This window comes from Paracoccus jiaweipingae (assembly GCF_044335505.1).
Classification (GTDB): Bacteria; Pseudomonadota; Alphaproteobacteria; order Rhodobacterales; family Rhodobacteraceae; genus Paracoccus.
Genome location: NZ_JBISBS010000003.1, coordinates 106,214 through 118,734 on the forward strand (window position 1 = coordinate 106,214; position 12,521 = coordinate 118,734).

Below are 12,521 nucleotides of genomic sequence, written 5' to 3' on the forward strand. Positions count from 1 at the left end.
CCGGGTATAGCTTCCCCCGCCCTTGGGCGCAATCGCCGCTTGCGCCCTCAGTCGCGGCGCAGCGCCGCCAGCAGCCAGACCGCCACCAGCCCCGAAGAGGCCAGCGCATTCCACCCCGCCATGGAAACGCCAAACAGGCTGAAGGCGACCTCGTCGCAGCGCACCATTGGCGCCGACTGGATGCGGGTCATCAGGTCTTGCACCGACATGCCGCCAATATTGGTCGCGCCGGTGCAATCGGCCGGACCGGCCCACCAGTGCTGTTCAACCCCGGTGTGGTAAAAGGCCAGCCCCATGGCCACCGCCGCAGCCCCGGCCCCCAGCACCGCCATCCGCCGCGCGGGCAGGCCCAGAAACCACGTTGCCGCCGCAATCAGCGCCGCCGCCAGATGCGGCCAGCGTTGCAGGATGCACAGATCGCAGGGCGCATAGCCCGCCGCCTGAAACATCAGCGCCGCCAGCAGCAGCACGGCCGAGCCAGCCCCGGCAAGGGCGATCAGCGAACGCGGGGACAGATCATGGATCGGCATCAGATATACCTCACGGCAATGAACCCGGCCAGCAGACCGGCGACAAGCAGGGTGAACAACAACCCCAGCCGGCGCTCGATAAAATCGCGGATCGGCGGGCCAAAGCGCCATAACAGCCAGGCCACGACAAAGAACCGCAGCGCCCGCGCCACGACCGACACGGTGATGAACAGCGGCAGCGACAGATGCACCGCCCCCGAGAAGATGGTGATCACCTTATAGGGAAACGGCGTCACCCCGGCGATCAGCACCGCCCATCCGCCCCATTGCGCAAAGCGATCCGAGATCTGCGCGAAAGCGCTTTCCTTGCCATAAAAGCTGAGGATGGCGTGACCCCAGCTGTCCATCAGCACCGCCCCGATCCAATAGCCGAACAGACCGCCAATGACCGACCCTGCCGTTGCCACCAGCGCGATACGCGCCCATGCCGGGCGCATTGCCAGCACCATCGGGATCAACAGCACATCGGGCGGGATCGGAAAGAACGAGCTTTCGATAAAGGCCACCGCAAACAGCGCCCACATGGCGTGGCGATGCCCCGCCAGACCCATCGTCCAGTCGTAAAGACGCCGTAACATGCTGTTTCCCCTTGCGGCCCGGTTCCGCTTGCACTCTGGCGCCCGGCATCGCAAGGCTGGACGGAACCGTCAAGGCGCGAATACGTTACCGGACACGCCGGTGGGATTGGCGGCGCAAGCACGGGTCGCGCTTGGCGACAGAGAAAATCGGGGGAAAACGCATATGCAATGGCGCGGACGGCGGGGCAGCCGCAATATCGAGGACCGGCGGGGCATTACCACCGCAGGTGCGGGCGGCATGGGGCTGGTGGGGGTGCTGGCGGTGCTGGCCTTTGGCTATTTCTTCGGCATCGACATCACGCCGATCATGCGCGGGCTGGACCAGCAACCGGCGCAAAGCGGCCAGACCCGCGCCCTGACCGACGAGGAACGCCAATATGGCGAATTCGTCTCAGTGGTGCTGGCCGACACAGAAGAGGTCTGGCACGCCGTTCTGCCCGATCAGGCCGGGCGGGACTATGCCGAACCGCGTCTGGTGCTGTTTTCGGGGGCGGTGCAATCGGCCTGCGGCGGGGCCTCGGCGGCGATGGGGCCGTTTTATTGCCCCGGCGATCAGAAGGTCTATCTGGATACCGATTTCTTCAAGGTGATGGCGCAGCGGATGAATGCCGGGGGCGATTTCGCCGCCGCCTATGTCATCGCGCATGAGGTCGGTCACCACGTCCAGAACCTGTTGGGCATTCTGCCGCAGGTCAACAAGATGCGCAGCGCCGCCAGCAGCCGCGACAGCAACGCCCTGTCCGTTCTGACCGAACTTCAGGCCGATTGCTTTGCCGGGATCTGGGCGCGTCAGACCGGTGACCGTTTCGGCAGCATCGAACCGGGCGATCTGGACGAGGCCATCAATGCCGCCCGCGCCGTGGGCGATGATGTGATCCAGCAAAAGGCCGGGCGCGCGCCGATGCCCGACAGCTTTACCCATGGCAGCGCCGCCGACCGTCAGGCATGGTTCCGCCGCGGCTTCCAGTCGGGTCATATTGACCAGTGCAACACCTTCCGCGAGGCCGGGCTGTAAACGCCGCGCCGGATGCGACCGATGCGCGCAGCCTGTGGCGCGTCGGTCCGGTCCGGCCCTCAGCGTGACAGGCGCAGGCCCTGATTGCGTTCGACCCTGGCCCAGTCGGGCCACATCCCGGCCTTTTCCAGCGCCAACAGGGCCAGCCCCGCCAGAATGATAGCAAAGACCAGCTTGACCATGCGCGGCGAAGGCGGGTTACGCACCCAGCGCGCCGCACGCACCAGCCAGTTGAGGTTGTTCATCCGGCGTTCCTTTTGCTAATCAGCGGCAACCTAACAGTAACGAGGCGAGCTTGCCCCAATCCCGTGATTCCCGCGTTCTGCCCTATTCGGCCCGACAGATGTATGATCTGGTGGCCGATGTGGAAAGCTATCCCCGCTTTTTGCCGTGGAACAGCGCCGCCCGCATCCGCACGCGCCAGACCCGCCCCGATGGCGCCGAGGTGATCGAGGCCGATCTGGTCATCAGCTTCAAGGTCTTCCGAGAGCGTTTCGGCAGCCGCGTCACATTGTGGCCGCAGGATCTGCGCATCGACACCGAATATCTGGACGGGCCGTTCGAATACCTCAAAAGCGGCTGGCAATTCACCGATCTGGGAACGCCCGCGGCACCCGCCTGCCGGGTCGATTTCTTTGTCGATTTCGAATTCCGCAACGCCTTGCTGCGCAAGGTGATCGGCGTGGTCTTTGCCGAGGCGATGGGCCGCATCGTGCGCGCCTTCGAGGCCCGCGCGCACCAGCTTTACGGCCCCGGCGGCGCCATTCCGGCCCGCGACGCCTGACGCCCCCGCCACCGGTTCAGGCTTGCGGCGCATCGACCGCATGACGGTGCAGCAGCGCCAGTGGCACAATGTCTTGCGCGGCCTCGTGGGTGGCGGCCAGAACCACCTTTGGCGCCGCATATTCCTGCGCGGCCTGCAAAAAGCGGCTGGCACACAGGCACCAGCGATCGCCCGGTTTCAGGCCGGGAAAGCCCCATTCGGGACGCGGCGTGCTAAGGTCGTTGCCCAGATATTTCGACAGCGCCAGAAATTCGGCTGTGACGATGACACAGACCGTGTGACTGCCGCGATCATCGGGACCGGTATCGCAGCACCCATTGCGATAAAACCCGCTCAGCGGGTCCAGCGAACAAGGCTGCAACGGGCCGCCAAGCACATTCACCGATGCGCGTCTTTCAGATGTCATCACCTTTTCCTTTCGCGCCTGCGCGCACCATCCCGCAACCATTTGATCCGGGGACAGATCTGTTCGCGGAAAACCCGTGTCGTGACGGCCACATCCGGCCATGTATTCCGCACCACACGGTATCAGCTGAACCGGGCCGCCAGTGCCTTCAGCCGCCCGGCCATGCCACCTGCCGCCTGATCCCTGGCCCCGGAGTGCGCTTTGTCCATCGCATCACCGCGCCCCTGATCCTGCGCCCCCGCGCCGGCGGGGGGTGGCGCAGGTTGCGCCGCTTGCCCGCCGTTGCCATCCGGTCCCGACCGGGGGGCGGCCCCGGTTTCAGCCGCGCCGCGCCCTGCGGTGCCGCTGTTACGGGCCGGTGCGGTGCGGGCCGCGACCGCGTTTGCAAAGCCGGCCCAGTCGCCCGCCGCCAGTCGCGCCGCCCCATCCGTCACCCCGCGCAGCAGATCGTCCAGCCAATCGGCATCGGATTTGGCGAAATCCGACAGGACATAGCCCGACACCCGGTTCTTGTCGCCGGGATGGCCGACCCCCAGCCGGACGCGGTGATAAGCCGCGCCAATATGCTGATGGATTGACCGCAAGCCATTATGCCCGGCATGACCGCCCCCGGTCTTGACCCGCATTTTGCCCGGCGCAAGGTCCAGTTCGTCATGCAGCACGACCACATCGTCCGGCGTCAGCCGCAGGTATCGCATCGCCTCGCCCACCGATTGCCCCGACAGGTTCATGAAGGTCTGCGGTTTCAGCAGCGCGACACGTTGCGACCCCAGCCGCCCCTCGGCCATCAGGGCACTGAAGCGGGGCTTCCACGGGCCGATCGCGTGATCGGCGGCGATACGATCAAGGGCCATAAAGCCGATATTGTGGCGGTTCTTTTCATATTTTCCACCGGGATTACCAAGTCCGACGATCAGCTTCATAACCTGCTCCTTCTTTACATCAGGTTAACGGCGGCGCAGATTTTTTTCCATCACTTGCGGATCAGGGCAGGCGTTACTAAGACTCTGTCAACTTTTCGCTGTTAGGACAGGGGGGCACAACGCCCCGATGGGCCCGAATCGCGAAGGACACAAGTTGCAGGCAGGAAGCGCAGAATGACCAATCCGGCAGAATTTTATATGAACACGCTTGTTCCCATGGTGGTCGAACAGACCTCGCGCGGGGAACGGGCCTATGATATTTTTTCGCGCCTGCTGAAGGAACGCATTATCTTCTTGTCGGGTCCGGTTCATGACGGCATGGCGACGCTGATCTGCGCGCAATTGCTGTTTCTTGAGGCGGAAAACCCCAACAAGGAAATCAGCATGTATATCAACAGCCCCGGCGGCGTGGTGACCGCGGGCCTGTCGATCTATGACACGATGCAATACATCCGCCCGCGTATCTCGACACTTGTCGTGGGGCAGGCGGCGTCAATGGGGTCGCTGTTGCTGGCGGCGGGCGAAAAGGGGATGCGCTATTCACTGCCCAACAGCCGGGTGATGGTGCACCAGCCCTCGGGCGGTTTTCAGGGCCAGGCCACCGACATCATGATTCACGCGCGCGAGACCGAAAAGCTCAAGCGGCGCCTGAACGAGATTTACGTCAAACATACCGGTCGCACCCTGCCCGAGGTCGAGGAGGCGCTGGAACGCGATCGCTTCATGTCCCCCGAAGAAGCCATGGACTGGGGCCTGATCGACGAGATCCTGTCATCGCGCGGCAAGGCCGAGGCGGAAAAGAAATAAACGGACCGTATTGTGACAGCGCCGCCGCCCCTTTAAACTGGGCGGGTCCGGCGCATGGCGCGGAACGGAACTGGGCCGGTGGGGCGCGCAGCGACGCGACGATCCGGCAAGCGAGGTAAATAGATGGCGGAAAAAAGCGGTGGCGACAGCAAGAACACGCTGTATTGCAGCTTTTGCGGCAAAAGCCAGCATGAGGTCCGCAAACTGATCGCGGGTCCGACGGTGTTCATCTGCGATGAATGCGTCGAATTGTGCATGGACATTATCCGCGAGGAAACCAAGTCCAGCGGCATCCGTTCGGGCGAAGGTGTGCCCACCCCGCGCGAGATCAGCCAGTTTCTGGATGATTACGTGATCGGGCAGGAACATGCCAAACGGGTGCTGTCGGTTGCGGTGCATAACCACTATAAGCGCCTGAATAACAGTTCGAAAAACGATATCGAACTGGCCAAGTCCAACATTCTGCTGATCGGCCCGACCGGGTCCGGCAAGACGCTGCTGGCACAGACGCTGGCGCGGATTCTGGATGTGCCCTTTACCATGGCCGATGCGACCACGCTGACCGAGGCCGGCTATGTCGGTGAGGATGTCGAGAACATTATCCTCAAGCTGTTGCAGGCCAGCGAATATAATGTCGAACGGGTGCAGCGCGGCATCGTCTATATTGACGAGGTCGATAAGATCACCCGCAAGTCTGACAATCCCAGCATTACCCGCGACGTCTCGGGCGAGGGGGTGCAGCAGGCGCTGCTGAAAATCATGGAAGGCACGGTTGCCTCGGTGCCACCGCAGGGCGGGCGCAAGCATCCGCAGCAGGAATTCCTGCAAGTCGACACGACCAATATCCTGTTTGTCTGTGGCGGTGCCTTTGCCGGGCTGGACCGGATTATCGCACAGCGCAACAAAGGCTCGGCCATGGGGTTCGGGGCCGATGTCAAGGATAATGACGATCGCGGCGTGGGCGAGCTGTTCAAACAGCTTGAGCCTGAGGATCTGCTGAAATTCGGTCTGATCCCCGAATTCGTCGGTCGCCTGCCGGTCATTGCCACGCTGACCGATCTGGATGAGGACGCGCTGATCACCATCCTAACCAAGCCTAAAAACGCGCTGGTCAAGCAATATCAGCGTCTGTTCGAGCTTGAGGACGTGAAGCTGACCTTTACCGAGGACGCGCTGAAAGCCATCGCCCGGCGGGCCATCAAGCGCAAAACCGGGGCGCGGGGCCTGCGGTCGATCATGGAAGACATCCTGCTGGATACCATGTTCGAGCTGCCTGGTATGGACAGCGTCGAAGAAGTGGTCGTCAACGAAGAGGCGGTCGATATGACCGCCGCCAAGCCGCTGATCATCCACGCCAAGACCGGCGCCAAGGAAAGCGCGTCGGCAGGCTGACCATGCATTTCCCGGCAGCGTTCACGCGCTGCCGGATCATCCGCGATGCTGGACCTTTCCATCCGGTTGGGGCATATCGCGGACAGCTAGCACTCGGAGGGCGTTGCCATGTTTCTCGTTGACCGTATCCTGACCTGGTGGAACAGCCAGACGCTGAACACGCAGGTCTGGACCTGGCTTTATGGCACCAGGGTCGGTGAGGACGCGCAGGGCAATATCTTTTACCAGAACAAAGACGCCACACGTCGCTGGGTGATCTATAACGGCGAGGCCGAGGCCAGCCGCGTGTCGCCAGACTGGCATGGCTGGCTGCACCACACGTTCGATCAGCCCCCCAGCAAGGAACCGCTGGCGCATCAGCCGTGGGAACAGCCGCATCACGAAAACCTGACCGGCAGCACCGCCGCCTATCGTCCCGAAGGCTCGCTGTATTTCGCTGAACCCAAAGCCCGCAAGGATTACGAAGCCTGGCAGCCGGAGTAAGCGGGTGTCGATGCCCGGACATCGTGCCGAGCTGATCACCGGCGGGCTGGTTCTGCTGGTGGCGGGCGGGTTTCTGGCATGGGCGCTTGGCGGGCCATCGGCCCTTGGCGGCGCGCGTTATCAGTTGCACGCGCGTTTTCCCGATGTGGACGGGATCGAACGCGGCACCGATATCCGCATCTCGGGCGTGCGCGTAGGCCGGGTGGCGGATGTGGTGCTGGACCCGGCGCAGAATTATCTGGCCGACGTGGTGCTGGACCTGCCGGCGGAGATTGTGCTGGCCTCGGACAGTGCCGCCATCATCGAAAGCGACGGCCTGCTTGGCGGCGCCTATATCGCGCTGCAACCGGGCGGCGCCCCCGACGATCTGAGGCCCGGTGACGAGATCGAGGATGTGCAGGGCGCGGTCAGCCTGATTTCGCTGATGATGAAATTTGTCGATTCCAAATCCGCCGGTGACGAATCATGAAAACCCTGTTCGCCAGTTGCCTGACGCTGACCCTTCTGCTTGTCCCGGCCCTTGGCCAGTCCGGGCTGACTGCGCGCGGGCAGGGGGCGATACTGCGCGGGCTGGACAAAGTGTCGGGTCAGACCACCGATCTGGCGCTGGCGGTCGGGGATACGGTCGATTACGGCCGGCTGCGGGTGCATCTGGCCGAATGCCGCTTTCCTGCCGACGACCCCAGCAGCGACGCCTTTGCGGAACTGACCATTGATGACCGCGCCGCGAACAAGACCGTGTTTTCGGGTTGGATGATCGCGTCATCCCCGGCCCTGTCGGCGCTGGATGATGCGCGTTATGACATCTGGGTAATGTCGTGCAGCAACGATTCCGCATCCGGTACTTCTGCTGCAAACCCCGCTGGCGACAGCGTCAGCGAATAGGCCAGCCGCGCGCGATAGGCATCGCGGCTGATCTGTTGCCCGCCAAGGCTGGCCAGATGCGGGGTCAGAAACTGGGTGTCGCACAGGGCGAACCCCCGCGCGCGCAGATGCTGCGACAGCCACAGCAGCGCCAGTTTCGAGGCATCGCTGCGGCGCGAAAACATGCTTTCGCCAAAGAAGGCGCCCCCTAGCGTGACCCCGAACAACCCGCCCGCCAGCGCGCCATCACGCCAGATTTCCAGCGAATGCGTATATCCGGCTGCGTGTAACTGGCGATACAGATCGGCCAGCGGCGCGTTGATCCAGGTCTCGGGGCGGTCGGCACAGCCCGCCAGCACCGCGTCAAAATCGCGGTTGATGCTGGCCGACCAGCCGCCCCGCCGCAGACTGCGCCGTAGCGAGCGCGAGGCATGGACACCCCCCACCGGCAACACCCCGCGCAGCGGCGGGTCATACCATGACAGGTCCGGGTCATCGGCGGAATCGGCCATCGGGAACACCCCGGCGGCATAGCCCGCCAGCATCTGCCGCGCCGTCAGCATGGGCAGACCGGGACGAAAAAGCCCGCCGTGCAGGCGGGCCGTTTCAGATCATTTTGCGGCATTCTGCGCGGCCAGCCAGCGTTCCAGCCAGTGGATCGAATAATTGCCGCTCAGGATATCGGGTTCCTCAAGCAGGGCGCGGAACAGCGGGATCGTGGTGTCGACGCCATCGACGATGATCTCGCCAAGGGCGCGGCGCAGGCGGGACAGGGCCTCGTCGCGGTCGCGGCCATGTACGATCAGCTTGCCGATCAGGCTGTCGTAATAGGGCGGGATCATATAGCCGTCATAAATGGCGCTGTCGATGCGCACCCCAAGACCGCCCGGTGCGTGATACTGGCTGATGCGGCCGGGGCAGGGGGTGAAGGCGGGAACTTTTTCGGCATTGATCCGCACCTCGATGGCGTGACCGCGAATCGACAGCTTGTCCTGATCGAATTCCATCGGCAGGCCAGCGGCAACGCGGATCTGCTGGCGCACCAGATCGACGCCATAGATCGCCTCGGTCACCGGGTGTTCGACCTGAAGGCGGGTGTTCATCTCGATGAAATAGAACTCGCCATCCTCGAACAGAAATTCGATCGTGCCCGCCCCGGAATAGCCGATCCGGGCCACCGCGTCGGAACAGATCTTGCCGATCCGGGCGCGCTGTTCCTCGGTGATGCAGGGGCCGGGGGCCTCTTCCAGCACTTTCTGGTGGCGGCGTTGCAGCGAACAGTCGCGTTCCCCCAGATGAACCGCGCGGCCCTGCCCATCCCCAAAGACCTGAATTTCAATATGACGCGGGCGGGTCAGGTATTTCTCGATATAGACATCGGGGTTGCCAAAGGCGGCCTTGGCCTCGGCGCGGGCGGTGCGGAAGGCAACCTCCAGCGCGGCCTCGTCCTGCGCAACCTTCATGCCGCGCCCGCCCCCGCCGGCAGTGGCCTTGATGATCACCGGATAGCCGATCGCAAGCGCGACGCGTTTGGCGGTGTCGATATCGTCCACCCCGCCATCGCTGCCCGGCACGCAGGGCACGCCAAGCGCCTTCATCGTGTCCTTGGCGGTGATCTTGTCGCCCATGATGCGGATATGTTCCGCCGAGGGGCCGATAAAGGTGATGCCGTGATCTTCCAGCATCTGCGCGAAACCGGCATTTTCGGACAAGAAGCCATAGCCGGGATGGATTGCCTGCGCGCCGGTGATCTCGCAGGCCGAGATCAGCGCCGGCATCGACAGATAGCTGTCGGTCGAGGGCGCAGGCCCGATGCAGACCGATTCATCGGCCATGCGCACATGCATCGCGTCGGCATCGGCGGTGGAATGCACCGCGACGCTGGCAATGCCCATTTCACGGCAGGCGCGGATCACCCGCAGCGCGATTTCGCCGCGATTGGCGATCAGGATCTTGTCGAACATCTGTGCCTCACTCGACCACCATCAGGGGGGCGCCGAATTCGACCGGGCTGCCATCCTCGACCAGGATGCGGCGGACGGTCCCGGCACGCGGGGCGGGGATGTGGTTCATGGTTTTCATCGCCTCGACGATCAGCAGCGTGTCGCCCTCGGCCACCTGCTGACCGACCTGCACAAAGGCCGCGGCACCGGGTTCCGGCGCCAGATAGGCCGTGCCGACCATGGGCGAGGTCACCGCACCGGGCAGGCTGGCGGGGTCTTCGGGGGTGGCGACGGCGGGGGCGGCAGGCGCAGCCGGTGCCGGGGCCGCGGCAGGGGCGGCCAGCGCCGGGGCGGCGGCCTGAACCATGACATGCTTGCCCTGCTTGGACAGGCTGACGGTCAGACGGTCGTTTTCGTCATATTCACGCTTGACCGACAATTCGGTCAGGTCATTGCGATTCAGCAGCTCGGCCAGCGCCTGAATGAAGGCGACATCGCCCTCGTGGGTCTGGTTGGTGGTCTTGGTGTCGTCGGTCATGCCGTCCTCTGCCATGTAAGGTGCCGCGTTCTGATCGCGCGGCGGATTGCGCCGGTTATAGCGTTAACGCTGCGGCAAGAAAAGCAAGGATGCGCCCCCTGGCCCCGTCCGCGCGGGGGAAGGCGCTGTCCTTAGCCCGGCTTGCGCGCGGCTTTTTCATCCAGACCCGACCGCCCCTCGCGACGGGTCAGTTCCGCCGCGACATCGGCCAGCGACAGGTCGCGCGCGGCCAGCATGACGGCAAGGTGATAGATCACATCCGCCCCCTCGGCCACCAGCCGGTCTCGGTCGCCGCGCACGGCCTCGATCACGGCCTCGATGGCTTCTTCACCGAATTTCTCGGCGCATTTCTCGGGGCCTTTGGCCAGCAGTTGCGCGGTCCAGCTGGTGCCGGTGCCGGCGGTTTTGCGGGCCGCGATGGTGGCGTCCAGACGGTCGAAAGCGGTGCTCATCTGTGCCTCACGGGGATGCCGGCGGCGGCCATGTGGTCCTTGACCTGACCGATGGTGAACGTGCCGAAATGAAAGACCGAGGCCGCCAGAACCGCGCTGGCATGGCCGTCGCGCACGCCTTCGACGAAATGGTCCAGCGTGCCCACCCCGCCCGAGGCGATGACCGGAATGTCGACCGCATCCGCGATGGTGCGGGTCAGATCAAGGTTAAAGCCCGCCTTGGTGCCGTCGCGGTCCATGCTGGTCAGCAGGATCTCGCCCGCGCCTTTGGCCGCGACCGTGCGGGCGAATTCGACCGCGTCGATGCCGGTGGGTTTGCGCCCGCCATGGGTAAAGATCTGCCATTGCCCCGGCGCCACGGTCTTGGCGTCGATGGCGCAGACGATGCACTGGCTGCCGAACCGGTCAGCGGCCCCGGCCAGCACATCGGGGTTGGCAACCGCTGCGGAATTGAACGACACCTTGTCGGCCCCGGCCAGCAGCAGGTCGCGCACATCGTGGTGGCTGCGCACGCCGCCGCCCACGGTCAGCGGGATGAAACACTGTTCCGCCGTGCGCGTCACCAGATCATACATGGTGCCACGGTTTTCATGGGTGGCGTGAATATCCAGAAAGCAGATCTCGTCCGCGCCGGCGGCGTCATAGGCGCGCGCGGCCTCGACCGGGTCGCCGGCGTCGATCAGGTCGACGAAATTGACGCCCTTGACGACGCGCCCGTCGGCCACGTCGAGACAGGGAATGATACGGGTTTTCAGCATGTCGGTCCTGTGCGGGGGCGCTTAGCCCTGAAGCTGTTCTTCGGCCTTGTCGGCAATCGCCTCGGCGCGGGCGGCCAGTTCGGCCAGCGCGTCCTGAAGGTCGGCGGGAATGACCGGCACCTGACGCTCCGGCGGGTTGGATTTCATCCGCGCCAGCGCGCGTTCGGCGGATGCGGCGCGGTCCTCCATCGCCGAGGCGCGGTCGGCCAGCATCAGCCCGGCCAGCAGCAGCAGGCGGGGTTCGGGCATCCGGCCGACCTGTTCCAGAATCGCCTGTGCCTCGGTGTCCAGCATGGTGGCGGCCCGGCGCAGCAGCTCTTCTTCGCCGGGCTGGCAGGACAGCGAATAATCGCGGTTGCCAATGCGGAAATCGACGTCGGGCATGGCTTAGTCCTTCTGGCTGTCGGCGGCGGTGTCGGGCGACACCGGTTCGGGCAGGGCGGGGTCGGTTTCAGGCAGCGGGCCGGTTTCAGGCAGCGAGCGGGGGGCCGCGACCGGGTCGGGGCGCTGGCGGCGCGACAGCAGATCCTCGAGCGCGGCCAGAACATCGCCCATTTGCGCAACCTCGGCGGCGCGGGCGGCGCGCAGGGCCTCGGCCTCGGCCTCCAGCGCGCTGCGCAGGGCGTCCAGCTTGTCATCGCCGGTCATCGCCTGCATCAGCGCGCGATTCGCGGCCATCAGATCCTCGTTCGCGGCGGCCAGACGGGCGGCCTCGCGCGTGGCCTGCGACAGCCGCGAGTCAACCTGTGCCAGCGCCCCGGCACCGGGTTTGGCCGCCGTCGCTTGCAGGGTCGCGTCCGAAAACCCCGGCAAGGTGGCCACGGCGGCCTCCAGCCGCTGGCGCAGATGGGCGTTTTCCGCCCGCAGCGCGGCGGTTTCATCGCCATCCGTATCCGCGGCGGGCATGGCGGGGCTGCCGCCCTGACGCGCCGCCATGTCGAGGGAATAGTCGATCCGGTCCAGCGCCGCGATCAGCCGCTGTTCGAAACTGGCAAGTTCGCTCATCCGTGTATCCATCCTTTTGCGCCCCTGTTTTGGCAAATGCCCG

At 64.7% G+C, this 12,521-nt stretch carries 19 protein-coding genes; 7 read left to right on the plus strand and 12 right to left on the minus strand.

Annotated elements, in window-relative coordinates; translation table 11 throughout:
* Positions 1 to 47: 47 nt before the first annotated feature.
* Positions 48 to 530: a disulfide bond formation protein B gene (locus tag ACFXP9_RS06620; protein WP_397207267.1), complete on the minus strand. Its 483-nt coding sequence runs from the start codon at positions 528 to 530 to the stop codon at positions 48 to 50.
* Positions 530 to 1,108, minus strand: a complete 579-nt coding sequence (locus tag ACFXP9_RS06625) for a YqaA family protein (RefSeq protein WP_397207265.1) — start codon at positions 1,106 to 1,108, stop codon at positions 530 to 532. Before ACFXP9_RS06625 ends, ACFXP9_RS06620 begins: the two co-directional genes overlap by 1 nt.
* 163 nt (positions 1,109 to 1,271) lie before the next feature.
* On the opposite strand from ACFXP9_RS06625, the gene ypfJ reads away from it, so the two are divergent.
* Positions 1,272 to 2,123, plus strand: coding sequence for a KPN_02809 family neutral zinc metallopeptidase (gene ypfJ, locus ACFXP9_RS06630; RefSeq protein ID WP_397207263.1), 852 nt, complete (start codon positions 1,272 to 1,274; stop codon positions 2,121 to 2,123).
* 59 nt (positions 2,124 to 2,182) lie between these two features.
* On the opposite strand, the gene ACFXP9_RS06635 is transcribed toward ypfJ, so the two are convergent.
* Positions 2,183 to 2,368, minus strand: a complete 186-nt coding sequence (locus ACFXP9_RS06635) for a hypothetical protein (RefSeq protein ID WP_397207261.1) — start codon at positions 2,366 to 2,368, stop codon at positions 2,183 to 2,185.
* Positions 2,369 to 2,418: 50 nt separating this feature from the next.
* Between ACFXP9_RS06635 and ACFXP9_RS06640 the strand changes: the two genes are divergently transcribed.
* A complete protein-coding gene (locus ACFXP9_RS06640; RefSeq protein WP_397207259.1) occupies positions 2,419 to 2,907 on the plus strand; it encodes a type II toxin-antitoxin system RatA family toxin in 489 nt (162 codons plus the stop codon).
* A 16-nt stretch (positions 2,908 to 2,923) separates the two neighbouring features.
* Here the strand turns inward: ACFXP9_RS06640 and ACFXP9_RS06645 are convergent, their stop codons facing one another.
* The gene (locus tag ACFXP9_RS06645; protein ID WP_397207256.1) at positions 2,924 to 3,313 is read right to left on the minus strand and encodes a DUF2237 family protein; all 390 of its coding nucleotides are present in this window, start codon (positions 3,311 to 3,313) and stop codon (positions 2,924 to 2,926) included.
* Between the two features lie 122 nt (positions 3,314 to 3,435).
* Positions 3,436 to 4,236, minus strand: a complete 801-nt coding sequence (pth, locus tag ACFXP9_RS06650; protein WP_397207254.1) for an aminoacyl-tRNA hydrolase — start codon at positions 4,234 to 4,236, stop codon at positions 3,436 to 3,438.
* 174 nt (positions 4,237 to 4,410) lie between these two features.
* Between pth and ACFXP9_RS06655 the strand changes: the two genes are divergently transcribed.
* From ACFXP9_RS06655 to ACFXP9_RS06675, 5 genes are all read left to right on the plus strand, one after another.
* The gene (locus ACFXP9_RS06655; protein WP_397207252.1) at positions 4,411 to 5,043 is read left to right on the plus strand and encodes an ATP-dependent Clp protease proteolytic subunit; all 633 of its coding nucleotides are present in this window, start codon (positions 4,411 to 4,413) and stop codon (positions 5,041 to 5,043) included.
* A gap of 123 nt (positions 5,044 to 5,166) precedes the next feature.
* Positions 5,167 to 6,435 carry an ATP-dependent Clp protease ATP-binding subunit ClpX gene (gene clpX, locus ACFXP9_RS06660; protein WP_397207250.1) on the plus strand — a complete coding sequence of 423 codons (1,269 nt, stop codon included), beginning with the start codon at positions 5,167 to 5,169 and terminating at the stop codon, positions 6,433 to 6,435.
* 108 nt (positions 6,436 to 6,543) lie between these two features.
* A complete protein-coding gene (locus ACFXP9_RS06665; RefSeq protein ID WP_397207248.1) occupies positions 6,544 to 6,918 on the plus strand; it encodes an NADH:ubiquinone oxidoreductase subunit NDUFA12 in 375 nt (124 codons plus the stop codon).
* 10 nt (positions 6,919 to 6,928) lie between these two features.
* A complete protein-coding gene (mlaD, locus tag ACFXP9_RS06670; RefSeq protein WP_397207246.1) occupies positions 6,929 to 7,387 on the plus strand; it encodes an outer membrane lipid asymmetry maintenance protein MlaD in 459 nt (152 codons plus the stop codon).
* Positions 7,384 to 7,803 (plus strand): DUF2155 domain-containing protein, encoded by a 420-nt coding sequence (locus ACFXP9_RS06675; RefSeq protein ID WP_397207244.1) that lies wholly within the window; start codon positions 7,384 to 7,386, stop codon positions 7,801 to 7,803. The genes mlaD and ACFXP9_RS06675 overlap by 4 nt, the downstream gene beginning before the upstream one ends.
* On the opposite strand, the gene aat is transcribed toward ACFXP9_RS06675, so the two are convergent.
* The 7 genes from aat to ACFXP9_RS06710 all read right to left on the minus strand — a co-directional run bounded on the left by aat (position 7,716) and on the right by ACFXP9_RS06710 (position 12,478).
* Positions 7,716 to 8,345 carry a leucyl/phenylalanyl-tRNA--protein transferase gene (aat, locus tag ACFXP9_RS06680; protein WP_397207242.1) on the minus strand — a complete coding sequence of 210 codons (630 nt, stop codon included), beginning with the start codon at positions 8,343 to 8,345 and terminating at the stop codon, positions 7,716 to 7,718. The two genes, ACFXP9_RS06675 and aat, sit on opposite strands and share 88 nt — an antisense overlap.
* 48 nt (positions 8,346 to 8,393) lie before the next feature.
* The gene (gene accC / locus ACFXP9_RS06685; RefSeq protein WP_397207240.1) at positions 8,394 to 9,746 is read right to left on the minus strand and encodes an acetyl-CoA carboxylase biotin carboxylase subunit; all 1,353 of its coding nucleotides are present in this window, start codon (positions 9,744 to 9,746) and stop codon (positions 8,394 to 8,396) included.
* 7 nt (positions 9,747 to 9,753) lie between these two features.
* Entirely contained in the window at positions 9,754 to 10,263 is a 510-nt protein-coding gene (gene accB / locus ACFXP9_RS06690; protein ID WP_397207238.1) for an acetyl-CoA carboxylase biotin carboxyl carrier protein, read from the minus strand.
* Positions 10,264 to 10,394: 131 nt separating this feature from the next.
* The gene (locus ACFXP9_RS06695; RefSeq protein WP_397207236.1) at positions 10,395 to 10,715 is read right to left on the minus strand and encodes a phosphoribosyl-ATP diphosphatase; all 321 of its coding nucleotides are present in this window, start codon (positions 10,713 to 10,715) and stop codon (positions 10,395 to 10,397) included.
* Positions 10,712 to 11,473, minus strand: coding sequence for an imidazole glycerol phosphate synthase subunit HisF (gene hisF / locus ACFXP9_RS06700; RefSeq protein ID WP_397207234.1), 762 nt, complete (start codon positions 11,471 to 11,473; stop codon positions 10,712 to 10,714). Before hisF ends, ACFXP9_RS06695 begins: the two co-directional genes overlap by 4 nt.
* A gap of 21 nt (positions 11,474 to 11,494) precedes the next feature.
* A complete protein-coding gene (locus tag ACFXP9_RS06705) occupies positions 11,495 to 11,857 on the minus strand; it encodes a cell division protein ZapA (RefSeq protein WP_397207232.1) in 363 nt (120 codons plus the stop codon).
* A gap of 3 nt (positions 11,858 to 11,860) precedes the next feature.
* On the minus strand, positions 11,861 to 12,478 hold the full coding sequence (locus ACFXP9_RS06710) for a hypothetical protein (RefSeq protein ID WP_397207230.1): 618 nt from the start codon (positions 12,476 to 12,478) through the stop codon (positions 11,861 to 11,863).
* Positions 12,479 to 12,521: the final 43 nt, after the last annotated feature.